General features: G+C 66.7%; 21 protein-coding genes. 7 read left to right on the top strand and 14 right to left on the bottom strand.

Features of this window, described 5'->3' with window-relative positions:
* The first annotated feature begins 21 nt into the window (after nucleotides 1-21).
* From pufA to FHW94_RS18315, 5 genes are all read left to right on the top strand, one after another.
* Nucleotides 22-207, top strand: a complete 186-nt coding sequence (gene pufA, locus FHW94_RS18335; RefSeq protein ID WP_168557253.1) for a light-harvesting antenna LH1, alpha subunit — start codon at nucleotides 22-24, stop codon at nucleotides 205-207.
* Nucleotides 208-324: 117 nt separating this feature from the next.
* On the top strand, nucleotides 325-1,149 hold the full coding sequence (pufL, locus tag FHW94_RS18330) for a photosynthetic reaction center subunit L (protein WP_168557252.1): 825 nt from the start codon (nucleotides 325-327) through the stop codon (nucleotides 1,147-1,149).
* Nucleotides 1,150-1,163: 14 nt separating this feature from the next.
* Nucleotides 1,164-2,138, top strand: a complete 975-nt coding sequence (pufM, locus tag FHW94_RS18325) for a photosynthetic reaction center subunit M (protein ID WP_168557251.1) — start codon at nucleotides 1,164-1,166, stop codon at nucleotides 2,136-2,138.
* Nucleotides 2,135-3,241, top strand: coding sequence for a photosynthetic reaction center cytochrome PufC (pufC, locus tag FHW94_RS18320; protein ID WP_168557250.1), 1,107 nt, complete (start codon nucleotides 2,135-2,137; stop codon nucleotides 3,239-3,241). The genes pufM and pufC overlap by 4 nt, the downstream gene beginning before the upstream one ends.
* Nucleotides 3,242-3,510: 269 nt before the next feature.
* Nucleotides 3,511-4,041, top strand: coding sequence for a cytochrome c family protein (locus tag FHW94_RS18315; protein ID WP_168557249.1), 531 nt, complete (start codon nucleotides 3,511-3,513; stop codon nucleotides 4,039-4,041).
* Nucleotides 4,042-4,117: 76 nt separating this feature from the next.
* On the opposite strand, the gene hemA is transcribed toward FHW94_RS18315, so the two are convergent.
* Genes hemA through bchF form a run of 14 tightly spaced genes read right to left on the bottom strand, consistent with a single transcriptional unit; the run spans nucleotide 4,118 to nucleotide 19,380 of the window.
* Nucleotides 4,118-5,338: a 5-aminolevulinate synthase gene (gene hemA / locus FHW94_RS18310; protein ID WP_168557248.1), complete on the bottom strand. Its 1,221-nt coding sequence runs from the start codon at nucleotides 5,336-5,338 to the stop codon at nucleotides 4,118-4,120.
* A 33-nt stretch (nucleotides 5,339-5,371) separates the two neighbouring features.
* The gene (gene puhE / locus FHW94_RS18305) at nucleotides 5,372-6,184 is read right to left on the bottom strand and encodes a putative photosynthetic complex assembly protein PuhE (RefSeq protein WP_168557247.1); all 813 of its coding nucleotides are present in this window, start codon (nucleotides 6,182-6,184) and stop codon (nucleotides 5,372-5,374) included.
* Nucleotides 6,178-7,254, bottom strand: coding sequence for a magnesium-protoporphyrin IX monomethyl ester (oxidative) cyclase (gene acsF, locus FHW94_RS18300; RefSeq protein ID WP_168557246.1), 1,077 nt, complete (start codon nucleotides 7,252-7,254; stop codon nucleotides 6,178-6,180). Before acsF ends, puhE begins: the two co-directional genes overlap by 7 nt.
* Complete coding sequence (locus FHW94_RS18295; RefSeq protein ID WP_168557245.1) at nucleotides 7,251-7,541, bottom strand: hypothetical protein; 291 nt, start codon at nucleotides 7,539-7,541, stop codon at nucleotides 7,251-7,253. Before FHW94_RS18295 ends, acsF begins: the two co-directional genes overlap by 4 nt.
* Nucleotides 7,538-8,020 (bottom strand): photosynthetic complex assembly protein PuhC, encoded by a 483-nt coding sequence (gene puhC / locus FHW94_RS18290; RefSeq protein ID WP_168557244.1) that lies wholly within the window; start codon nucleotides 8,018-8,020, stop codon nucleotides 7,538-7,540. Before puhC ends, FHW94_RS18295 begins: the two co-directional genes overlap by 4 nt.
* Nucleotides 8,017-8,643: a photosynthetic complex putative assembly protein PuhB gene (puhB, locus tag FHW94_RS23615; protein WP_168557243.1), complete on the bottom strand. Its 627-nt coding sequence runs from the start codon at nucleotides 8,641-8,643 to the stop codon at nucleotides 8,017-8,019. The genes puhC and puhB overlap by 4 nt, the downstream gene beginning before the upstream one ends.
* Nucleotides 8,640-9,428: a photosynthetic reaction center subunit H gene (gene puhA / locus FHW94_RS18280; protein ID WP_168557242.1), complete on the bottom strand. Its 789-nt coding sequence runs from the start codon at nucleotides 9,426-9,428 to the stop codon at nucleotides 8,640-8,642. Before puhA ends, puhB begins: the two co-directional genes overlap by 4 nt.
* A gap of 22 nt (nucleotides 9,429-9,450) precedes the next feature.
* Nucleotides 9,451-10,842 (bottom strand): BCD family MFS transporter, encoded by a 1,392-nt coding sequence (locus tag FHW94_RS18275; RefSeq protein ID WP_246866244.1) that lies wholly within the window; start codon nucleotides 10,840-10,842, stop codon nucleotides 9,451-9,453.
* 56 nt (nucleotides 10,843-10,898) lie between these two features.
* Complete coding sequence (bchM, locus tag FHW94_RS18270) at nucleotides 10,899-11,603, bottom strand: magnesium protoporphyrin IX methyltransferase (RefSeq protein ID WP_349237554.1); 705 nt, start codon at nucleotides 11,601-11,603, stop codon at nucleotides 10,899-10,901.
* Nucleotides 11,600-12,511 (bottom strand): ferredoxin:protochlorophyllide reductase (ATP-dependent) iron-sulfur ATP-binding protein, encoded by a 912-nt coding sequence (bchL, locus tag FHW94_RS18265; protein WP_210425739.1) that lies wholly within the window; start codon nucleotides 12,509-12,511, stop codon nucleotides 11,600-11,602. The genes bchM and bchL overlap by 4 nt, the downstream gene beginning before the upstream one ends.
* A gap of 10 nt (nucleotides 12,512-12,521) precedes the next feature.
* Nucleotides 12,522-16,100, bottom strand: a complete 3,579-nt coding sequence (locus tag FHW94_RS18260; RefSeq protein WP_168557240.1) for a cobaltochelatase subunit CobN — start codon at nucleotides 16,098-16,100, stop codon at nucleotides 12,522-12,524.
* Entirely contained in the window at nucleotides 16,090-17,628 is a 1,539-nt protein-coding gene (gene bchB / locus FHW94_RS18255) for a ferredoxin:protochlorophyllide reductase (ATP-dependent) subunit B (protein WP_168557239.1), read from the bottom strand. Before bchB ends, FHW94_RS18260 begins: the two co-directional genes overlap by 11 nt.
* Before the next feature lie 4 nt (nucleotides 17,629-17,632).
* Entirely contained in the window at nucleotides 17,633-18,916 is a 1,284-nt protein-coding gene (locus tag FHW94_RS18250) for a ferredoxin:protochlorophyllide reductase (ATP-dependent) subunit N (protein WP_168557238.1), read from the bottom strand.
* On the bottom strand, nucleotides 18,913-19,380 hold the full coding sequence (bchF, locus tag FHW94_RS18245; RefSeq protein WP_246866257.1) for a 2-vinyl bacteriochlorophyllide hydratase: 468 nt from the start codon (nucleotides 19,378-19,380) through the stop codon (nucleotides 18,913-18,915). The genes FHW94_RS18250 and bchF overlap by 4 nt, the downstream gene beginning before the upstream one ends.
* A gap of 276 nt (nucleotides 19,381-19,656) precedes the next feature.
* Between bchF and FHW94_RS18240 the strand changes: the two genes are divergently transcribed.
* On the top strand, nucleotides 19,657-20,574 hold the full coding sequence (locus FHW94_RS18240) for a cobalamin B12-binding domain-containing protein (protein ID WP_168557236.1): 918 nt from the start codon (nucleotides 19,657-19,659) through the stop codon (nucleotides 20,572-20,574).
* Between the two features lie 12 nt (nucleotides 20,575-20,586).
* Nucleotides 20,587-22,041, top strand: a complete 1,455-nt coding sequence (ppsR, locus tag FHW94_RS18235; RefSeq protein ID WP_168557235.1) for a transcriptional regulator PpsR — start codon at nucleotides 20,587-20,589, stop codon at nucleotides 22,039-22,041.
* The last annotated feature ends 28 nt before the right edge of the window (nucleotides 22,042-22,069 follow it).

The following is a 22,069-nucleotide window of genomic DNA, read 5'->3' as shown; positions in this document are numbered from 1 at the left end:
TCTTGCACAAGGATAAAACCCATGTGGAGACTTTGGCTGATTTTCGACCCGCGCAGGACACTGGTTGCCCTGTTTGCTTTCCTGCTCGTGCTGGCGCTGATCATTCACTTCATCCTGCTCAGCACCGATACCTACAACTGGCTCGACGGCCCCAACTCGGCGCAGGGCGCCGCGCATGCCGCCGCAGCCGCGAAGCCGGCAAGCTGACGAAAGCCCGTGCGAGAGGCGGCGGCTGTCCCGACCGCCGCCTCAAGGGCCCGGCCGATCGACAAGGGGGCAACCGATAACAAACGCCGCCGCATCCAGGCGGGGAAGGGGATGGCCATGGCACTCCTGAGTTTCGAACGAAAATATCGCGTGCGCGGCGGCACCTTGATCGGTGGCGACCTGTTCGATTTCTGGGTGGGCCCGTTCTACGTCGGCTTTTTCGGCGTGGTGACGGCGATCTTCGCCTCGTTGGGCACGGCGCTGATTTTCTATGCCGCCAGCCAGGGCCCGACGTGGAACCCGTGGCTGATCTCGGTGGCGCCGCCCGACCTGAAATATGGCCTGGCGCTGGCGCCGCTGAAGGAGGGCGGCTTCTGGCAGATCATCACGGTCTGCGCGCTGGTGTCATTCGTGTCTTGGGCGCTGCGCGAAGTGGAAATCTGCCGCAAGCTGGGCATGGGCTATCATGTGCCGGTGGCCTTCGGCATGGCGATCTTTGCCTATTTCACCCTGGTGGTGATCCGCCCGGTCCTGCTGGGCGCGTGGCATTGGGGCTTTCCCTATGGCATTTTCAGCCACCTCGACTGGGTGTCCAACACGGGATACCAGTACCTCCACTTCCACTATAACCCGGCGCACATGCTGGCGGTGTCGTTCTTCTTCACCACCACGCTTGCACTGGCGCTGCATGGCGCCCTGGTGCTTTCGGCGGTGAACCCGCCGAACGGTGGCGAAGTGAAGACGCCCGAATACGAAGACACCTTCTTCCGCGATCTGATCGGCTATTCCGTCGGCACCCTGGGCATCCACCGCGTGGGCCTGCTGCTGGCGCTCAACGCCGGGTTCTGGAGCGCGGTGTGCATCGTCATCAGCGGCCCGCTGTGGACCCGCGGGTGGCCCGAGTGGTGGACCTGGTGGCTCAACCTGCCGATCTGGTCGTGAAGGAGCACCGTGCGATGGCGACCTATCAGAACATCTTCACCCAAGTGCAGTTGCGTGGGCAGCCCGAGATGGGCGTGGCCCTGCCACCCGGCAGCGAGGCGCGGATCGGCCAGGGTGGCTTCGTCCACGTGCTTGGCCTGATCGGCCAGGCACAGATCGGGCCGATCTACCTGGGCTGGACCGGGCTGTTTTCGCTGATCTTCGGCTTTACCGCGTTCGAGATCATCGGGCTCAACATGCTGGCGTCGGTGCATTGGAATCCGATCCAGTTCGTGCGCCTGTTGCCTTGGCTCTCGCTGGAACCGCCGGGGCCGGAATATGGCTTTACCCCCTTCGTGCCGCTGGCCAAGGGGGGCTGGTGGATCATGGCCGGGTTCTGCCTGACCACGTCGGTGCTGCTGTGGTGGGTGCGAACCTATACCCGCGCAAGGGCGCTGGGCATGGGCACCCACGTGGCCTGGGCATTCCTCAGCGCGATCTGGCTGTTCCTGGTGCTGGGCTTCATCCGCCCGTTCTTCATGGGCAGCTGGGCCGAAAGCGTGCCGTTCGGCATCTTTCCGCACCTGGATTGGACGGCGGCCTTTTCGATCCGCTACGGCAACTTGTTCTACAACCCGTTCCACTGCTTCTCGATCGCGTTCCTTTACGGTTCGACGCTGCTGTTTGCCATGCATGGCGCCACGATCCTGGCCGTGGGCCGCTATGGCGGCGAGCGCGAGATCGAGCAGATCACCGACCGGGGCACCGCATCGGAACGCGCCGCGCTGTTCTGGCGCTGGACCATGGGTTTCAACGCCACGATGGAATCGATCCACCGCTGGGCCTGGTGGTTTGCGGTGCTGACCACGCTGACCGGCGGCATCGGCATCCTGCTGACCGGCACGGTGGTGGACAACTGGTATCTGTGGGCACAGCAGCACGGCTATGCCCCCAACTATCCCGCAACCGGGGTGATCGACCCCGCCACCTTGGGGAGCGCCGGGAAATGAGACGGATCACCGCATTTGCGCTGGCAACGCTGGCCGCGCTTTCCCTGGGGGGCTGCGAACTGGCGCACAAGGTTTCCGGCCAGAACGGCTATCGCGGCACGGGCATGGACCAAGTCACGGTCAAGAAAGTGGCCATGGCCAAGGACGAGGTGCCACCGCCGCCCTATGATCCGCCGTCCAACGACGGGCCCCGCGCCCGGGAATCGTTCCAGAACGTGCAGGTTCTGGGCGATGAATCCGCCGAGCAGCTGAGCTATACCATGGCTGCGATCACGGCCTGGGTGGCGCCCAAGGAGGGCTGCAACTATTGCCACAATCCCAACAACATGGCCTCTGACGAACTCTACACCAAGGTTGTCGCCCGGCGCATGTTGCAGATGACGCGCAACATCAACCACAACTGGGGCGCGCACGTGGGACAGACCGGCGTGACGTGCTATACCTGCCATCGCGGGCAGGCAGTGCCGGCCTATAACTGGGCGCTGCCGCCACAAGGGCCCAACGGCATCATCGGCAATCGCCACGGCCAGGACAATCCGATCGACGCGACGGGCTTTTCTGCGCTGCCGCAAGCCTCGCTGGCGCTCTATCTGACCGGCGATCCCAAGCGCGACCAGAACATTCGCGTGCAATCGACCAGCGCGCATCCTTCGCCGGCCGATAAGACCAGCGTAATGCAGACCGAAAATTCCTATGCCGTGATGGTCCACGTTTCCAAGGCCTTGGGCGTGAACTGCACGTTCTGCCACAATGCCCAGTCGTTTGGCACCTGGCCGATCAGCACGCCCAAGCGCGCCAAGGCCTGGTACGGTATCCGCATGGTGCGCGAAGCCAATGGGCAATACATCGGCTCGCTCGCCAACGTGTTTCCGGCCTATCGCAAGGGGCCGATGGGCGATCCGCTCAAGGTGAGCTGCGCCACGTGCCACCAGGGCAAGAATAAGCCGCTGGGCGGCTATCCCATGGCCCGTGATTATCACGCGCTGTGGGGCGCGCCCGGGCCCAACACCGTACCGGCCACGCTGCCCCGCCCGCTGCTGGCGCCGCCGCCGGCACAACCGGTTGCCTCGGCCGCGCCGGCACGGGCCAACCCGGCGGGCTGATGCCGATGGCCAGCCTGCTGCATCCGCCCTGAGCGGTCCGCCATCGGCCCGCAAGACGGCCCAAGGAACCGCTGGTGCCACAAATCGTTTTCGCGCCAGGGAAGTCACAGGAAAGTGCGGCAAACAGAGCCCTTTCGGCACCCACGGCCGCATGCAAGCGAAGATCGGTTGACCGCCCTAACGGCCGTATTGCGTGGCACTATAGGACTTGTTCTATTTTTCCGCCGTCCTGCGTGACGCGCACCCTCAAAAAATAATGGAGGATGCAGATGAAATCCAAGATCCACTATCTTGTGCTGGGTTCCGCCACCTTGCTGCTTGCAGCGTGCGGCGGTGGGAGCAGTTCCGACAAATCCGCGGCAGAACAGGCGCCTGCCGCCAGCGAAACGACCACGGCGGCGGCTGCCGCAATGACCCCTGCTGCGGCAACCAGCGCTGCGGCGCCGACCGCGGATTCGACCGATACGCTGGACGGGACCACGCTGGCATCGCTGACGGGCGATGCGGTCCATGGCAAGGCGATCTTCACCCAATGCCAGGCCTGCCATTCGGCCGAACCGGGCAAGAACATGATCGGCCCGTCGCTGGCCGGCGTGGTGGGCCGCAAGGCCGGGCAGATCGCCGGGTTTGCCTATTCCAATGCCAACAAGAACAGCGGCATCACCTGGACCGCCGAAAAGCTGTTCCAGTATCTGGAAAAGCCGCAGCGCGTGGTGCCCGGCACCAAGATGACGTTCGCCGGCCTGCCCAAGGCCCAGGACCGCGCCGACGTGATCGCTTATCTCAAGAACCCGACCTGAAGCACTGCTTGCCGGAAGGCCACGAAAAAGGGGGCCGCGACCAATATGGTTCGCGGCCCCCTTTTTTGGCTGTTGTTCAGGCCGCGGCGGAGCGCCGGGCCAGCTCGCACTGCGACCAGATGTCGCTCAATGCCTCGATCAGGCGTTCGATGTCGGCATCGCTGTGCACCGGCGAGGGCGTGATGCGCAGGCGTTCGGTGCCGCGCGGCACGGTGGGATAATTGATCGGCTGCACATAGATGCCGTGGTTGTCCATCAGCCAGTCGCTGATCCGCTTGCACTTCTTGGCATCGCCCACCATCACCGGAATGATGTGGCTGGGATTGGGCAGGTGCGGAATGCCCATGGCATCGAGCCGGCGGCGCACATTGACAACGCGTTCCTTGTGGCGTGCGCGCTCGATCTGGCTGCTCTTGAGATGGCGGATGCTGGCGGTGGCGCCGGCGGCCAGCGCCGGCGGCAGGGCGGTGGTGAAGATGAAGCCGCTGGAAAAGGTGCGCACGAAATCGCACAGCGCGGCCGAGGCGGCGATATAGCCCCCCATGACACCAAAGGCCTTGCCCAGCGTGCCTTCGATCACCGTGATGCGGTCCATCAGCCCTTCGCGTTCGGCCACGCCGCCGCCGCGCGGGCCATAAAGGCCCACCGCGTGCACTTCGTCGATATACGTCATCGCGCCGTGCGCGTCGCACACATCAAGGATATCGGCGATCGGCGCGATATCGCCATCCATCGAATAGACGCTTTCGAACGCCACCAGCTTGGGCACGTCGGGCCCGTATTGCGCCAGCAGTTGATCGAGGTGCGCGGCATCGTTGTGGCGCCAGATGTGGCACTTGGCGCGGGAGTGGCGGATCCCCTCGATCATCGAGGCGTGGTTGAGCGCATCGGAAAAGACCACGCAGCCGGGAATTTTCGCGGCCAGCGTGCCCAGGCCCGCCCAGTTGGAGACATAGCCGCTGGTGAACAACAGCGCGGCTTCCTTGCCGTGCAGGTCTGCCAGTTCGCGTTCCAGCATGACGTGGTGATGGTTGGTGCCGGAAATGTTGCGCGTGCCGCCCGCGCCCGCGCCGCATTCATCCAGCACGGTGTGCATCGCATCGAGCACGGCCGCATGCTGCCCCATGCCCAGGTAATCGTTGGAGCACCACACCGTGATCGGGTGGGTCTGCTCGTCGACATAGCGGGTGGCGTGGGGGAATTGGCCACAGTGGCGCTCGATCTCGGTAAAGATGCGATAGCGGCCTTCCTCGCGGACCGACTCCAGTTCCCCCATGAAGTAGGTTTCGAAATCCATCGTGATCGGTCCTCTCGTGCTTGTCTTGCTTGTTCAATTGGCGGGATGGCGGCGGGTTGCCGGCGTTCGGACCGGCAGGGCCCAGCCCCACAAGGCCCCATCCCGCAACGGCAGGGCCAGGAAGAGGTGTTCGAGCGCGCCCAGCGCGGCGAGCGCGAAGAGCAGGCTGGCGCCGGCGGCATCGGCACTGCCGGCGGGGGCGGCAAGGGCAATGGTGGCCAGCCATGCCGCAACAGCAAGGCAGGCGGCGATCGCGGCATAAAGTTCGGGGCCCAGCCGCGGTTTGCCGAAATAGCTTTTCAGGTAAGCCAGATGCTGGGGCAGGATATCCGCGCTCATGTTGGGAACGCCAAGGAAAATCGCGATCTTGGTGCTCAATCGCATGGCGAGCAGCAGGGCAAAGGCCATGGCGCCAACCTGGTTGGGAGCGCCCTGGCTCATCCAGATCAACCCGGCGGCGCTGAGTGCCAGGGCCACTTCGTGCCAGGCGACCACCGCCACGGCATGGGTGAAGCGCTGCCACCCCCGCGCGCCGGGCGGGCAGGCTTCGCGCCGCGGGCCGGTGATCACGCCGGTGAGGAAGCTGATTTCGTGCCAGGCCCAGACCAGGATTGCCCCGGCAAGCGAGGCATAGACACCCCACAACGTGGCCGAATGCATCGTGGCGGCGATGATCACGATGCCGCCGATCGCCGCCACGCCGGCCAGGGCCAGGCTGCGCGCGAACGTGTGGCGCGCACGGTTGTCCAGCCAGGCCACCAGCCCGGTGGCCAGGAACCAGACCAGGACCGTGGCCAGCACCGGCAGGACATGGCCGGTAAAACTGATCGCGCCCAGGCTTACCATGCCGGTTGCAGCCGCACCGTGGCGGGCAGGGCATTGCGGCGCGGGCGCAGCAGGTACATGCGGGCAAAGTTGGCCCCGGCACCCAGGGCCCCGGTGGCGCGCAGCCAGGCCCCGGCCAGCCCGCCCCGCGCCTTGCCCGCGGCAAGGCGGTTGCTGGCCACCAGCAGGCGCGCCATGGCGCGGCGGAAGCGGGGATCGTCGGTGTCCAGCTCTACCGGGAAGACCTGGCGGGCGATCTGCGAGCAGATCGTGAACACGCGATAATCGTAATCGGTGGGATCAAGGCCCAGGGCCTGGTGGAATGCCGGCCGGGCATGATCGCGCACGTACATCGTGGCATAGACGGCGAGCAGGAAAAAGCGCACCCACAGCGTGTTGGCCCCGCGCAGCAGCGCAGGATCGGCGCGCAGCAGCAGGGCGAACGCCTCGCCATGGCGGAACTCGTCGTTGCACCAGTTTTCGAACCACGCGAAGATCGGGTGAAAGCGCAATTCCGGCCGCGCGGCGAGCTGGCGATAGATCGTGATATAGCGCGCGTAGCCGATCTTTTCAGACAGGTAGACCGAATAGAAGATGAACTTCGGCTTGAAATAGTGGTATTTCTTGGCCTTGGTCAGGAAGCTCAAGTCGATGCCGATGCCTTCGTCTTTCAAGGCTTCGTTGATGAAGCCGGCATGGCGGCTTTCATCGCGCGCCAGCAGCTTGAACAGCATCTTCATGTCGGGGTTGGTCGTGCGCCGCGCCATTTCGGCATAGAGGATGCAGCCGGAAAATTCCGAGGTGAGCGAGCTGACCAGGAAATCGATGAACTCGGCGCGCAAGGCCGGTTCGAGCGCGGCGATGATGCCGGCAAAATCCTGCTCGCGCTTGAAGTGGCGCTTGTTGGGGTCGCTGGCCATCTCGGCAATCAGGGCGTCCCATTCCTGGCGCACGGGGGATACGTCGATCGCGTCCAGCGCCTTGAAATCGGTGGTGTAGAAACGCGGGCTCAGCACGGTTTCGTGGCTGACCATCGCGTGCACGTCGGCTGTGGCGGCCGGGGCAGGCTGAACAGGGGTGTGCGCGTTCATCTCAGGCTCCCAGGGGTAAAGCTCACTTCGTAAAGCTCGGTCAGGCCAAGGTAGGCCACCAGCCGTGTCCACGCGCGGCGCACCGGGCCGGCGCGCTCCACGGTTGCCATACGCTCGAACACGGCATTTTCGCCAAACGACACGCGAACCGGATCGCCGTGGACGCAGACCCGGTCGCCAGGCGCCATGGCCAGGTTGCCCGCCAGTTCGACATGGGCGTGAAAATGCGCGGCGCTTTGTTCAACCGCGATACGGCAGGGCACGGTCAGGGCGCGGGGGCGGATCATGCCGCGCTGCCTTTGAGAAAGCGGGCAAAGGCGGCGCGGTTGGTCGCCCCGAACGAGCCCAGCTCGATCGCGCGGCCGGTGGCGGGGTCGCGCAGCGTGAGCGCGCCATTGGCCCATTGCGTCAATTCGAACGGGCGGGCCGGGCCAACGCCGTTCACCCGCCGCTCGCGCGCCATGCCGCGCATCACCCCGCGCACGAAGCCGCCGCCATCGTTTTCGCCGACCAGCACGGCCAGCGCCTGGTCGCTATCGGTATCGCGCACCACCACCGCGCCATCGGCGCGATCGGCAAAAGTAAGGTGACGCACTTCAACTGCGCCAACCCCGGCCTTGGCCCGTTCCACCGCCGGCACCGCCTCGCGATCGAGCACGCCCACGCGCACCAGGGTGGTCAGCGCCAGCGTGATCGCCACCAGTGCGCCGGCCAGCACCAGGGCGGGGCGGGGAACGGTGTTTTCATGGGAATGGGCGTGGCTCATGCGGCGGCTCCATGCAGGGCGGGGCCGGGGGCGGCGTCGGGCGTGGGCGCCGTGGCACGGACCACGCCGGCCGGGGCGGCGGCCGCGCAGGCCTGCGCCAGGGCCTGGGCCAGGCGCGGCGCATCGACCAGCGCGCGCAGCATCGGCTGCGGGCACGAGAGGTGCCACGGGCGGGCGTGCGGCCAGAGCATGGCATAGCCCAGGCGGTGCGGCCCCTTGAGCGCGAGGGCGATATCGCCCGCCATGCCGCCATGGCTGCGCAGATCGGCGGCGGCGATCTGCGCCAGCGGCAGGTTCACGCACTTGCCCAGCGCCACGCCGATGCGCAAGACCAGCCGCTTGTTGGTGAGGGTGTAGACCGTGGTGCGCGCCACCGCCCAGGCAAAGAGCGTGAGCAACCCTTGCAGGATCACCCCGGCCCCGGCAATTGCGGCTGCGCCAACGGCATTGCCGCTGGCCAGCGCGGCGACGACCAGCACCGCGAAATAGAGCGCCAGCCACCGTGCGTGGAGCGCGCTGCGCCGGAACGCAGGCCAATCGGGCGAGGCTTGCCACACGATCCATTCGCCCGGAGGCAGGGTGCCCGGCAGCCCGCGCACCGGTTCGAAATCATATTCGATCACAGCAGTGGCTCCAGCCGATCGGCATTGGCATAGAGATAGCCGGTGCCGAAATACGCGACGATGCGCTCTTCCTCGTAGCGGGTGATCTCGCCGGGATTTTCGGGGAAAGGCGCATTGGCAAAGTCTGCGGCGTTGATCGCGCTGATGATGACACCTTCGCGGCGCACCACGGCCATTGCCATCGGCGCCAGCACGGTGCGCCCGCCTCCTTCCACATGGCCGGTATCGACCGCCAGATAGCGGATCACGTGTTCCGCGCGATCGACCCACAAGTCAGCCACGGTGCCGGCGCGGGCGCCATCGGCGCCATAGACGGGCAGCCCGCGCGGATCGGTGCTGGCGCTGGCCACGCTGATCTGCGGCACGGCGCCGATCGGCACGATCCGTGGCAGGCCATGGGCATCGCGATCGGCAAAGCGCGCGCGATTGGCATAGGCGCCCGGCCCGACGCCGGCGGCAAAGACATCGCCGATCGGCGAATAGGGCGCCCCGCCAAAGTTTTCGCGCCGCTCTGCCCGGATATCCACCGGTTCGCGATTGTCGCTGGCGGGCAGCGGCACGACCACGGTGCCCATGCCGAAGGGCAAGACGAAAGTCTTGGCGCTGGCGGTAGAGAGCGGGCCACCTTCGCTATCGACCCGGCCGGTCAGCGCATCTTCCAGCGGATAGCCCTCGCGCCGGTCTTCGCGTCGCAACCAGAACACCAGGGCGATGAAGAAGAGCACGAATGCGATCAGCGCCAGCTGCGCGGCATCCACAGTGCCGACGATATAGCCGTGTCTCATGGGCGTTATCCTTCTCGTCCGGTCATGTCGGGAACTCGGTAAGGCCGAAGCGGTGTGCCCCGGCGGCGGAAAGCGATGCCGGCGATCCCGACAGCCGCCCGACGAGCGGCCCCATCAGCACCAGCGTGGCCAGCAGCAGGCAGATCTCGATGGCGTAGATCACGCCATAACCGGTGGCATGGTGCGCCAGGGTAAGGCCCAGGCCATCGGCCACGGCGAAGGTGGACACGAGATCGCGCGCGATCCCGCCAAAGGCGATGGCCGGGCCGGCCGCCGTGGTTTGCACCGCGCCCCATGCGCCCAGCGCCAGGCCTGCGGTATCGCTGCCGGCCTGGCCCATGGCGGCGGTGAGCGTACCGACCGAGAACAGACCCGCCCCCGCGCCGATCGCCAGCGCGCCCAGGCCCAGCGTGACCGGGCTTTCCAGCGGGGCGGCAAAGATCACCAGCAGGAAGGCGGCAATGCCCAGCACCACGCCATAGCCGGCCAGGCGCAAGGCATCGGTGCCATGGCCCAGCCACCGCGCGGAAAAGCCAAAGCCGGCCAGCGCGCCCAGCGCCCAGGCGCCGGAAAGGCTGGTGGTGGCCCCCACGGAAAGGTGCAGCACTTCGCCGCCATAGGGTTCGAGCAGCGGATCCTGCATGGCAAAGGCGGCTGCGCCCAGGCCCACCGTGGCGAGCAGGCGCATGGTCAGCGGATCGGCGGCAAACTGGCGCCAGACCTGCGCAAAGGGCGGCCGCGGCGTTTGCGCGGAGGCGATCGCGGCGCTGCGCGCCTCCTGCTTCCACAGGGCGACGACGTTGAGCACGAACGTCAGCACGGCGCAGGCCTGGATCACCTGCACCAGCCGGGTGGGGGTGAAATGGTTGAGCAGCCCGCCCAGGATGGTGGAGCAGACCATCATGCCCGCCAACAGCGAGAGATAGAGCAAGGCCACCGCGCGGGCGCGCCGATCGTCGGGCAGGAGATCGCCTACCAGGGCAAGGCCGGCGGTTTGCGTGGTGTGCATGCCCGTGCCGGCCAGCAGGAAGGCCAGCGCGCTGGCGCCAAGCCCCACGGCAAACAGATGCGGATCGCGCATCAGCAGCAGCGCGAAAGGCATGATCGCCAGGCCGCCGAACTGCATCAGCGTGCCGAACCAGATGAATGGCACGCGGCGCCAACCCAGCACCGAGCGGTGCACATCGGACCGATGCCCGATCAGGGCGCGAAACGGTGCGACAAGCAGCGGAATGGCGATCATCAGCGAGACCAGCCAGGCCGGAATGCCCAGTTCCACTATGAGCACGCGGTTGAGCGTGCCGTTGAGCAGCACCGTCATCATCCCCACGCTGACCTGGAACAGTGACAGGCGCAGCAGGCGCGACAGGGGAATGTCGACACTGGCCGCGTCGGCAAACGGCAGCCAGGTCATCGCCACCCGGCTCCATCGGCTGGCCAGGGGGCTGAACCGAGGCGCGCGCACGGCCATCAGCGGCGCACCAGTTCCAGAGCCTGGGAAATGTAGAACCCGCTGGAAATGCGGCCCGTTCGGCCCACCTGCCAGCCATCGAGCGCATCGAGCCGGGCGCGCAGCGCAGCGGGCGGAATTGGCTGGATCGCGGGCGAGCGGTTGGCGCGCGGAAAGGCCTGGCCCACTGCATGCATCGCCCCCAAAAGGCGGGTGTGGGGGGCAAACGTGAAGAGCAGCGAGCGGGTGCAGCGCGCGGCCAGCCGCTCCACCGCCCAGACCATGTCATCGAGCGGGTAATGGATCAGCGAGTCCATCGCCACGACATGGTCGAAGGGAGCGCCGGGCGGATCGAGCATATCCCCCACGTGCCAATCGATGCGGCCATGGCCGAGGAAGCCGGGCGCGCGCTGGCGCGCGATGTCCACCAGCCCGCCCGCGACATCCACCGCCGTCACCGCCGCGCCGCGCCAGGCGGCCTCGACACTCAGGCTGCCGGTGCCGCAGCCGGCATCGAGCACGGTACAGCGCCGCAGGTCTTGCGGCAGCCAGCCGAGCAATTGCGCGCGCATGGCATCGCGCCCGGCGCGCACCGTGGCGCGGATGCCGCTGACCTTGGCGTTGGAGGTCAGGTCGATCCAGGCCTTGCGGGCGCTGCCATCGAAATACTGCGCAAGGCGTTCGCGTTGCAGCTCGTAAGGGGAAAGCGGGTGCGTGCTCATCATTCGAACCCCAGGAAATCGAAGATATCGCGGTCTTTCATCGGTGCCGCTGCGATCGGATCGACGCCGTCCCACAGCATCTGCGCCAGGCGCAGGTATTCCTGCTGCGCGGCCAGGACTTCGGGCGACGGCTCCATTTCGAACAGCGTGCATTTCTTGAGCCGGCTGCGCCGGATCGCATCGAGATCACGGAAATGGGCGAGGCGGCGCATGCCGATGGCCTGGCTGAAGCGGTCGATCTCGTCCGTGGCGGCAGAGCGGTTGGCGATGACGCCGGCGAGGCGCACGTTGTAGTTCTTCGCCTTGGCGCCGATCGCCGCGACGATGCGGTTCATGGCAAAGATCGAATCGAAATCGTTGGCCGCCACCACCAGCGCGCGTTCGGCATGCTGGAGCGGCGCGGCAAAGCCGCCGCAGACCACATCGCCCAGCACGTCGAAAATCACCACGTCGGTATCGTCGAGCAGGTGGTGTTGCTTGAGCAGCTTGACGGTCTGCCCTACGACATAGCCACCGCAGCCGGTGCCCGCCGGGGGGCCGCCGGCCTCCACGCACATGACGCCGTTATAGCCTTCGAACATATAGTCTTCGGGGCGCAGTTCCTCGGCATGGAATTCCACCTGTTCGAGCACGTCGATCACCGTGGGCATCAGCTTCTTGGTGAGGGTGAAGGTGGAATCGTGCTTGGGATCGCAACCGATCTGGAGCACGCGGTGCCCCAGCTTGGAAAAGGCGGCGGAGAGATTGGACGAGGTCGTCGATTTGCCGATCCCGCCCTTGCCATAGATGGCAAAGACCTTGGCCGTGCCGATGCGGTCCTGCGGGTCGAGGCGCACTTGCACCGAGCCTTCGCCATCGGCGCCCCGAGCCATCGGGGTAGCAAAGCGCGTGGGGGTGTCGATCAGGGTCATGCCGGTTTCCTCATTGCGCCGCGAACACGCCTTCGAGGCGGTCCTCCAGCTCGTCGCTGGCCACGCGCAGGGCCTCCAGCGTCTGTTCGTCGGGTTCCCACAGATGCCGGTCGCAGGCTTCGAGCAGGCGATTGGCGACGCGGGCGGAACTGTCGGGGTTGAGCTGAGACAGCCGCGCGCGCATCTGCGGATCGAGCACGAAGGTTTCGCTGATCCGCTGATAGATCCAGGGCGCGACCTGCCCGGTGGTGGCGGACCAGCCGACCGTGTTGGTCACATGTTGTTCGATATGGCGCACGCCTTCGAAGCCGTGCCGCAGCATGCCTTCGAACCACTTGGGATTGAGCGTGCGGGTGCGGGTTTCGAGGTCGATCTGTTCGGCCAGGGTGCGCACTTTGGCCGCCCCTTGCGTGGCATCGACGATATAGACCGGCGCCTCGCTGCCCTTGGCGCGCGCGACCGAGCGGCTGACCCCGCCCAGCCCATCGACATACTGATCGAGATCGGTAATGCCGACTTCGACGCTCTCCAGGTTCTGATAGACGAAATCGACATCGCGCAGCGCGCTTTGCAGCAGATCCCGCCGCTGCGTGGGCGGGCCGGCCACGCCATAGGCATAGCCCTTGTGCGTTTCGAACGCGTTGGCGAGGTCTTCGGGCGTGGTCCACACGCCGCCGTCGATCAACTGGTTGACGTTGGCGCCATAGGCCCCTTCGGCATTGGAAAACACGCGCAGCGCCGCCGTTTCCAGGTCGCAGCCGTGCTGGGCCTGGTGGGCGAGGCTGTGCTTGCGCACGAAATTGTGAGTCAGCGGCTCGTCGGCGCTGGCCGCCAGCAAGGCGGCCTCGGCCAGCATCCGCGTCTGCATCGGCAGCAGGTCGCGGAAGATGCCCGAGAGCGTGACGACCACGTCCACGCGCGGGCGGCCCAGCTCTGCCAGTGGCACGAGCTGCGCGCCGACCACGCGCCCATAGCTGTCGATGCGCGGGCGCGCGCCGATCAGGCTCAGCGCCTGGGCGATCTGCAGCCCTTCGCTTTTCATGTTGTCGGTGCCCCACAGCACCATGGCCAGGCTTTCGGGAAAGGGTTCGCCGCTGGCGATGTGGCGGGCGATGATCTGTTCGGCCTGCTCGGCGCCCTGGATGCAGGCAAACCGGCTGGGCATGGCAAAGGGATCGAAGCCGTGGATGTTGCGGCCGGTGGGCAGCACGGCCGGGTTGGCCAGCACGTCTCCGCCCGGTGCCGGCTTGATATAGCCACCATCGAGCGCGTGGATCACCGCGCCAATCTCGTCGCAGGCGGCAAGGCTGGCTTCCAGCGTGGCGCGCTCGGCCGCAGGATCGGCTTCCAGCATGGCACCGACCAGGTCTTGGGCTGCGGCGCCGTGGGGCGACTGGCCCAGCACATGCAGCCCCTCGGGGATCAGCGTCCGTTCTAGTTCATAGAGCGCCGGGGCAAGATCGGCGATGTCCGTGCATTCCAGATCGAGCGCGGCGCACTGGTCCTGGATCAGGGTTTCGAGCGCGTCGCGCTCTGCCCCGGCGGCCGACCAGCGCCAGCGCTCGACGCTGGACTTGAGCTCGACAAACCCGCGATAGAGCCCGGCGCGGGCCAGGGCCGGGGTGAGATAGCTGACCAGCGTGGCGCCAGAGCGCCGCTTGGCCAGGATGCCTTCCGACGGATTGTTGGCGGCGTAGAGATAGAAATTGGGCAGATCGCCGATCAGCCGTTCGGGCCAGCATGCCCCGCTCAGACCGGCCTGCTTGCCGGGCATGAATTCCAGCGCGCCGTGGGTGCCGAAATGGAGCACGGCATCTGCGCGAAAATCGTGGCGGAGATAGCTGTAGAACGCGGCGAAGGCATGCGTCGGGGCAAAGCCGCCTTCGAACAGCAGCCGCATCGGATCGCCTTCATAGCCAAAGCCGGGTTGCACCCCCACGAAGATCTTGCCGAAATGCGCGCCCAGCACGTGGATATGCGATCCATCGGATTGCAGCTTGCCCGGTGCCGGGCCCCATTGCGCCTCGATCTGCGCCAGGTGCGCCTCGCGCCGCACGTGATCGTCGGCGCTGATCCGCGCGGCGACATTGGCATCGGCGCCAAAGCGCGCCGCATTGCCATGCAGGATGGCGGCCTGCAGCGCGGCGACGCTTTCGGGCACGACCACGTCATAGCCTTCCTCGCCCAGGCGGCGCAGCAGGGCGTGGAGCGATTCGAACACCGCGAGATGCGCGGCCGTGCCGGTGGCGCCGGACTTGGGCGGGAAGTTGAAGATGGTGATCGCCAGGCGCCGCTCGGCCCGGGCGGCGCGGCGCAAGGCGATCAGCTTGCGCACTTTGGCGGCCAGCGCGGCGGCGCGTTCCGCGTCTCCGCACATCGCCTGCACATGCGCGGCACCAGGCCGGTCGGCACTGCGCCCGCCGAACACGCTGGGGCAGATCGCACCATCGAGTTCGGGCAAGGCCACCATCATCGTCGCTTCGAGCGGCACCAGCCCGGTGCGCCGCTCGCGCCATTCCTCGATCGTCTGGAATTCCAGCGCGTGGGCCGCCACATAGGGCACATCGAACCGCGCGAGGGTTTCGACGGCGGCCGCGGCATCGTTGTAGGCTGGGCCACCGACCAGCGAGAAACCGGTGCAATTGACAATGGCATCGACCGCCACGGCGCCATCGCGCAGGAAAAACCGCTCCATCGCCGCGCGCGCATCCAGGCCGCAGAAGAATGCTGGAATGACGCGCAGGCCGGCCTGCTCCATCGCCGCGATCAGCCCGTCGTAATGGCCGGTATCGTTGCCGAGCAGGTAGGAACGCAGCAGCAGCAGCCCGACGGTGCCATTGGGTTTGCCCTTTGCCGGCGGCAGCAGGCTTGCGCTTTCCGACATCCTTTGCGTGGTGCGCGGGTGATAGACGCCCAGTTCGGGATAGTCGCGCGGCGGTGCGGCCGCCAAAGTGCCGCGGCGCGCGGCCCGGGGGCCGGCGGCATAGCGATCGATCAGGTTGCGCACCATGGCGACCACGTTCTCGTCCGAACCGGCCAGCCAGTATTGCAGCGTCAGGAAATAGGCGCGCACGTCTTGCGCGGTGCCGGGAATGAAGCGCAGGATCTTGGGCAGGCGGCGGAGCATGCGCATCTGGCCGGCACCCGAATTGGCACTGGCGCCGGCCTTGGGCTTGGTCGATCCGCGTAGCCGCTTGAGCAGCGCCAGCGGCCCCTTGGCCGGGGCACCCATGCGATAGGCGCCCATGCGTGTCAGCCGCGTCACGTCCCCGGCCGACATCATGCAGACCATCGCGTCGCAGGCTTCGCGCCGCGCTTCCAGCGTGGGCTGGATCGCGCGGATGTGATCGTCGAGGAACAGCATCGTGGCGATGACGATGTCCGCCTTGGCCACGGCGGCCTTGGCACGGTCGAGCGCGCCGGCCTCGCGATCCCAATCGGCCGCAGCGTGGAGCGTCAGCGTGATGTTGCCGGCGGCGAGCTGCACGGCGGCGCGTTCCACCGCGCCCTTGAGGTGGTTGTCGAGCGTCACGATGGCGACGCGGACCGCCGCACCGGCGCGCAGGGGCGAGGCGGGGCTAGCGGGCATAGTGGGCCTTGGCGTCATAGAGGGTCGCCAGGTCGATCTGCGCGCGGCCGTGGAGCGCGGCGTAGCGTTCGGTGTTGGCGCGGGCCTTGTTGCGCACGAAGAACGGGATCTTGCGCAGTTCGCGCTCGGCCTCTCCGGTCCAGCCGGGCGCGGCTGCCGGTTCAGCGGGTGCGGGTGCCTGGGGCGCGGCGGGGAGGTGGGCGGGGGGAAGATGCGAGGGGCCGGCCACGTCGGAAAATTCGAAATCATCGCGGAACATGGTGAGCAGATGCTCTTCCAGTCCCATCACCAGGGGATGGACCCAGGTATCGAAAATCACGTTGGCGCCTTCGAAGCCCATCTGCGGGCTGTGGCGCGCGGGAAAATCCTGCACGTGGACCGGCGCGGAAATGACCGCGCAGGCAAGGCCCAGGCGCTTGGCGATGTGGCGTTCCATCTGGGTGCCGAGCACGAGTTCGGGCGCGCTGGCGCGGATCGCGGCTTCGACGGCCAGGTGATCGTCGGTGATCAGCGGATCAAGACCATGGCGCGCGGCGGCGGCGCGCATCTCGCGCGCGAATTCGCGGTTGTAGCAACCCAGCCCGCAGACGGTGAAACCCAGTTCCTCGCTGGCGATGCGCGCGGCGGCGATGGCATGGGTGGCATCGCCGAAAATGAACACGCGTTTGCCGGTCAGATAGGTCGAGTCGACCGAGCGGCTCCACCACGGCAGGCGTGCGCCTGCTGCGGCGAGGGCCGGGGCCGGATCGACCCCGGCGAGCGCGGCGACCGCCTGGATGAAATCGTTGGTGGCGCCAATGCCGATCGGCACCACGTCGATAGTGGACTGGCCGAACGTGCGGCCCAGCCAGCGCGCCGCCTCGGCCCCGATTTCGGGATAGAGCACCACGTTGAAATCGGCGCGGCCCAGGTGACGCAAGTCTGCCGGCGTGGCGCCCAGCGGAGCGACGCAATTGACGCCGATGCCTAGGCTGTCGAGCAGCTTGACCACTTCGACCACATCGTCGCGATGGCGAAAGCCCAAGGCGCAGGGGCCGAGCAGGTTGGCCAGCGGGCGGCGGCCTTGTCTTGGCCCGGCGCGCACGGCCGGATCGGCGAGTGCGCGCACCATGCGATAGAAGGTTTCGGCCGCGCCCCAGTTTTCCTTGCGCTGGTAGCTGGGCAGTTCGAGTGGAATGACCGGGCAGGACAGGTCGAGCGCCTGCGCCAGCCCGGCCGGATCGTCCTGGATCAGTTCGGCGGTGCACGATGCGCCGACCAGCAGCGCCTGGGGCGCGAAGCGCGCGGCCGCTTGGCGGATCGCGTCCTGCAACAGGGCGGCGGTGTCCTTGCCCAGGTCGCGGGCCTGGAACGTGGTGTAAGTGACGGGCGGGCGCCGGTCGCGCCGCTCGATCATGGTGAACAGCAGGTCGGCATAAGTATCGCCCTGCGGCGCGTGCAGCACGAAGTGCACGCCTTCCATCGCCGTGGCCACCCGCATGGCCCCCACGTGGGGCGGGCCTTCATAGGTCCAGACGGCGAGTTGCATGGCGCTATACCCTCAAGATGTCGCGCCGCCGCAGCGGCCGGGCAAAAAGGTCGGCGAGGTCGCCGGCCTGCTCGAAGCCATGGATGGGCGAGAACACCAGCTCGATCGCCCACTTGGTGGCAAAGCCTTCCGCTTCCAGCGGATTGGCCAGGCCCAGGCCGCACACGGTGAGATCGGGCCGGTCGGCGCGCACGCGATCGAGCTGCCGCTCCAGGTGCTGGCCTTCGCTGATCCGCGTGGCCGGGGGCAGCAGTGGCAATTCGCGCGCCAGCAGATCGCGGTGGAGATAGGGCGTGCCCACTTCCACCGGCACCATGCCCAGTTCGCTGGACAGGAACCGCGCCAGCGGCACTTCCAGCTGCGAATCCGGCAGGAACGTGATGCGCTTGCCGCGCAGCCGATCGTGGCTATGGGCCATGGCGCGCTTGGCGCGCTCCCGCCCCGGCGCGACCACGCGGTTGACGTGCATGGGGTTGATGCCAAAGGCATCGGCTGCCGCGCGCAGCCAGTCGGTGGTGCCTTCGGCCCCGAACGGGAACAATGCGTCGAGCCGCTGCGCCCCGCGATCCTGCAAGGCGCGCATGGTTTCACCCAGGAACGGCTGGGCCAGCAGGACGCGCGTGGCCGGCCCCGCCGGCGGCAGGTCTGCCAGCCGCCGCGCCGGCAGCCAGCCCACGGCGGGAATGCCCAGTTCGGCAAACAGTCGCTGAAACTGGTCTTCCACGATATCGGGCAGGGTGCCCACCACCAGCAGTTGCGGCGCGGCGGCGTTTTCGTGTGCGGGCATGTGCGGCACCAGGGCGGCAAGGCACGCGTCTTCGCCTTCGGTAAAGGTCGTTTCGATGCCGCTGCCCGAATAATGCAGCACGCGCGGGCCGCCCCCGGCACGCCCGGCCAGGTGCCGGTCGAGCCGCTGTGCCGCCATGCCCAGGTCCAGCTTGATCACTTCCGACGGGCACGAGCCGACCAGGAACAACGTGCGGATTTCCGGCCGCCGCTCCAGCAGTTGCAAGGCGATGCGATCAAGCTCGTCCTGGCAATCGGCCATGCCGGCCAGGTCGCGCTCCTCGATGATCGCCGTGGCAAAGCGTGGCTCGGCAAAGATCATGACGCCGGCTGCCGATTGCAGCAGATGCGCGCAAGTGCGCGAGCCAACCACCAGGAAGAACGCGTCCTGCATCTTGCGATGCAGCCAGACGATGCCGGTCAACCCGCAGAACACCTCGCGCTGGCCGCGTTCGCGCAGCACCGCCGGGGCTGGCGGGGCAAGGTCTGCCTGGCCGATCATGCGGCCACCGCCGCCGACTGGCCTTGCGCTTCAAGCCGCGCGGCGCGTAGCTTGAACAGGAACTGCCCGGCGTTGACGAGATAGGCCACATAGCCGGCAAGGGCCACCTCCATGCGCTGGTCGAACGTGCCGCTGCCGCTCAACAGCATCGCCAGATAGGCGGTGTGCAGCGCGATCACGAGCATCGAGAACACGTCTTCCCAGAAGAACGCGGGCGCAAACAGCCAGCGCCCGAAGACGACCTTCTCCCAGATCGAGCCGGTGATCATGATGGCGTAGAGGGTGAGCGTCTTGGCCACGACCGAAATGTCGGCGGCGGCCGTGCCGGTGTGCGTGACCAGGCTGTGCAGCACCAGCACCAGGCTGGCGAGGAAGACTGCGAACTGGAACGGCGCGAGCAGGCCCTGCACCAGTGTCCAGCGAGTCGCGTCGCGGCGGCGGCGCTGTTCTGCGGTGTAGAGCATGCGCCCGCGCTGGCGGCCCTGACCGTTCGCACCCGTGGTGCCGGAACTGATCGCATCCCCTCTCATGTGCAGACGCTCGCCTTTGTTGTTGGGCGGAGATTACGCCTGCCTTCCGGCAAGTGTCAATCTAGGTTGACGACAAATAAAAATGACACTTTGCTATTTGTCAGATGGTGGAAAAGGGCGTAGGCTGATGGTCCCGAACAGCAGCGACTTGTCGATGCAGCCGTCCGGGCAAGGCGCGATCTGCGCCAAACCGGACCGGAGGGGTCTGTCATGGCAACTGTTTTTGGTGCAGGCGCGGCAAAACGCGCCGGTCGCGGAGAAAACGCTCCTCGAACCAAGGATGGAATGGGAACTGCACCGGGCCGTCCAGGCGCGGCCCGACGCGAATGCACGCTGGCGTTTCCGCCCGCCGCGGTCGATGCGCTGATCAGTGAACAGATCATTCCGCGGCTGTTGATGGCGCAGGCCCACAGCGTGCCACCGCGCGACGTGACGCCGGGAAATCTGACCGTCGACCCGGCCGAAGCCCAACGTTTCGCATCGCTGCCCTTGCAACTGGAAGCCGACGAACTGCTGGTGGTGGTCGAAGGCATCCTGGCGCGCGGGGTTAGCGTGGAATCGGTATTCGTCGATCTGCTGGCCACCTCGGCCCGGCGCCTGGGGCAGCACTGGGAAGACGACGATTGCGATTTCGTCGATGTGACAATGGGTTTGTGGCGACTTCAGGAAGTGATGCGCGAGGTGACCATGCGCTTTCCGCCGCCGCGCTCTGCCCTGGCGCGCCAGCGCGCCGCGCTGTTCGCGCCGGTGCCGGGTGACGTGCACAGTTTTGGTGCGCTGATGGTGGAGGAAGTCTTTGCCCGCGCCGGGTGGCAGACCGAGGTTCTGATCGAACCCGAACGCAAGGAATTGCTCCAGCATATTTCCGCGCACAGCGTGAATCTGGTTGGCTTGACCATCAGTTGTGATTGTCCTAACGCCAAGCTAGCGAGCCTGATTTCCGCCATGCGCAGTGTATCGAGATCGCCCGATCTGAAGATTTTCATTGGTGGAAAGATGGTCAACGCCAATCCCGCACTCGTTGATGAGGTCGGCGCCGATGGCAGCGCCCCTGACGCTTGCGGTGCGCTTGCTCTTGCAGAACGACTGGTGCCGATGCCGGCGTTTCCCGCCGCCTTCGACGTTTAGCCCGGCCCGCCGATGTCCAACCGCAGAAACAGCCTGGAAGGCAAATCGCCTTTCGCGACGGCCACCCGGCATTTTGCCGGCCTGGATGGCGATGTTGCGGCCAAGCTGGCGATGGTGGCTGGAGACATCGCCCTGATCCTCGATGCGGCGGGCCGTATTGTGGACGTTGCGGCCGACCCGCGCGCATTTCCCGAAGCGGCCGCCTGGGTGGGACGCGAATGGCTGGACACGGTCACGATCGAGAGCCGGCCCAAGATCATGGAAATGCTGGCCGGGATGCGCAAAGGCGTGACCCAGCACTGGCGGCAGGTCAACCTGGTGGCCAGCGACGGCGATATCGCGGTGCGCTTTGTCACCGTGGCACTCGGCGCGGCGGGGGGCAGCGGCACGGGTAACGGCAGCGGCAACGGTGGTGGCTGCATCGCCATTGGCCGTGACATGCGCGACGAGGCCAAGTTGCAGCAGCGCCTGCTCCAGGCGCAGCAATCGCTGGAACGCGATTACATCCGCCTGCGCCAGCTGGAAGCACGCTATCGCCTGCTGTTCGAGCAGACCGCCGAGCCGGTGCTGATCATCGATGCCGATACGTTCCGCATTCGCGAGGCCAACTTGGCCGCGCACCAGCTGTTCCACAGCCGCCCTGGCACCTTGCCGGGCGGCAAGCTGACCGCGCTGTTTGCCCACGCCGCGCGTGACCAGGTCATCGCGTTCCTGGGTTCGGCCATGGTTTCCCACGGGTTGCAGCCGCTTGACGCCGCCCTGGCCCACAGCGTTGACAAAGTGCAGCTGTCCGCCAGCGGGTTTCGCGAGCGGGGTGGCCAATTCCTGCTGGTGCGGCTTGCGAGCGCGCCCGGTACGGTGCGTGCGGATGCCAGCGTGACCGCGCGGGTGATCGAGTCGATGCCCGATGCCTTCGTGCTGACCGACGAGGCAATGATCATTCGCGAAGCCAATGCCGCCTTTGTCGAACTGGTGGCGGCAGCCAGCGCCGAGCAACTGCGCGGGCAGCCGCTTGGCGACCACGTCGGGCGCCCCGGCATCGATCTCGATCTCATCGATGGCCAACTGGCCAAGCACGAGAGTGCCCGCAACGTGATGACCGTGGTGGGCGCACGCGATGGCTTTGAAGGCGAGCCGGTGGAGCTTTCCGCCGTACGCATCGGCAGCGAGCAGGTCTTTTATGGCTTTGTCATCCGCCCGATCGGGCGCCGCCTGCGCGACCTGCCGCCGACCAGCGACTCGCCGCGCTCGGTCGAGCAATTGACCGAACTGGTGGGCCGCATGTCGCTGCGCGACATCGTGCGCGAAAGCACGGATCTGATCGAGCGCCTGTGTATCGAGGCGGCGCTGGAATATACCTCCAACAATCGCGCATCGGCTGCCGAGATCCTCGGGCTGAGCCGCCAAAGCCTCTATTCCAAGCTGCATCGCTATGGTCTGGGCAACATGGCTGACGCCGAAGATTGACACAAAATCTGTCAATTTAATTTGACGC

The sequence above is a fragment of the Novosphingobium sp. SG720 genome (assembly GCF_012275365.1).
In the GTDB taxonomy this organism is placed as follows: domain Bacteria; phylum Pseudomonadota; class Alphaproteobacteria; order Sphingomonadales; family Sphingomonadaceae; genus Novosphingobium; species Novosphingobium rhizosphaerae.
Note: the sequence above shows the minus strand (reverse complement) of the source record. Positions and strands in the feature narration are given on the sequence as shown.

Excerpts from the sequence above, each read along its gene's own strand:
- pufA (WP_168557253.1), top strand. The coding sequence starts at position 22 with ATGTGGAGACTTTGGCTGATTTTCGACCCGCGCAGGACACTGGTTGCC.
- pufL (WP_168557252.1), top strand. The coding sequence starts at position 325 with ATGGCACTCCTGAGTTTCGAACGAAAATATCGCGTGCGCGGCGGCACC.
- pufM (WP_168557251.1), top strand. The coding sequence starts at position 1,164 with ATGGCGACCTATCAGAACATCTTCACCCAAGTGCAGTTGCGTGGGCAG.
- pufC (WP_168557250.1), top strand. The coding sequence starts at position 2,135 with ATGAGACGGATCACCGCATTTGCGCTGGCAACGCTGGCCGCGCTTTCC.
- FHW94_RS18315 (WP_168557249.1), top strand. The coding sequence starts at position 3,511 with ATGAAATCCAAGATCCACTATCTTGTGCTGGGTTCCGCCACCTTGCTG.
- hemA (WP_168557248.1), bottom strand. The coding sequence starts at position 5,338 with ATGGATTTCGAAACCTACTTCATGGGGGAACTGGAGTCGGTCCGCGAG.
- puhE (WP_168557247.1), bottom strand. The coding sequence starts at position 6,184 with ATGGTAAGCCTGGGCGCGATCAGTTTTACCGGCCATGTCCTGCCGGTG.
- acsF (WP_168557246.1), bottom strand. The coding sequence starts at position 7,254 with ATGAACGCGCACACCCCTGTTCAGCCTGCCCCGGCCGCCACAGCCGAC.
- FHW94_RS18295 (WP_168557245.1), bottom strand. The coding sequence starts at position 7,541 with ATGATCCGCCCCCGCGCCCTGACCGTGCCCTGCCGTATCGCGGTTGAA.
- puhC (WP_168557244.1), bottom strand. The coding sequence starts at position 8,020 with ATGAGCCACGCCCATTCCCATGAAAACACCGTTCCCCGCCCCGCCCTG.
- puhA (WP_168557242.1), bottom strand. The coding sequence starts at position 9,428 with ATGAGACACGGCTATATCGTCGGCACTGTGGATGCCGCGCAGCTGGCG.
- FHW94_RS18275 (WP_246866244.1), bottom strand. The coding sequence starts at position 10,842 with ATGACCTGGCTGCCGTTTGCCGACGCGGCCAGTGTCGACATTCCCCTG.
- bchM (WP_349237554.1), bottom strand. The coding sequence starts at position 11,603 with ATGATGAGCACGCACCCGCTTTCCCCTTACGAGCTGCAACGCGAACGC.
- bchL (WP_210425739.1), bottom strand. The coding sequence starts at position 12,511 with ATGACCCTGATCGACACCCCCACGCGCTTTGCTACCCCGATGGCTCGG.
- FHW94_RS18260 (WP_168557240.1), bottom strand. The coding sequence starts at position 16,100 with ATGCCCGCTAGCCCCGCCTCGCCCCTGCGCGCCGGTGCGGCGGTCCGC.
- bchB (WP_168557239.1), bottom strand. The coding sequence starts at position 17,628 with ATGCAACTCGCCGTCTGGACCTATGAAGGCCCGCCCCACGTGGGGGCC.
- FHW94_RS18250 (WP_168557238.1), bottom strand. The coding sequence starts at position 18,916 with ATGATCGGCCAGGCAGACCTTGCCCCGCCAGCCCCGGCGGTGCTGCGC.
- bchF (WP_246866257.1), bottom strand. The coding sequence starts at position 19,380 with ATGCTCTACACCGCAGAACAGCGCCGCCGCCGCGACGCGACTCGCTGG.
- FHW94_RS18240 (WP_168557236.1), top strand. The coding sequence starts at position 19,657 with ATGGCAACTGTTTTTGGTGCAGGCGCGGCAAAACGCGCCGGTCGCGGA.
- ppsR (WP_168557235.1), top strand. The coding sequence starts at position 20,587 with ATGTCCAACCGCAGAAACAGCCTGGAAGGCAAATCGCCTTTCGCGACG.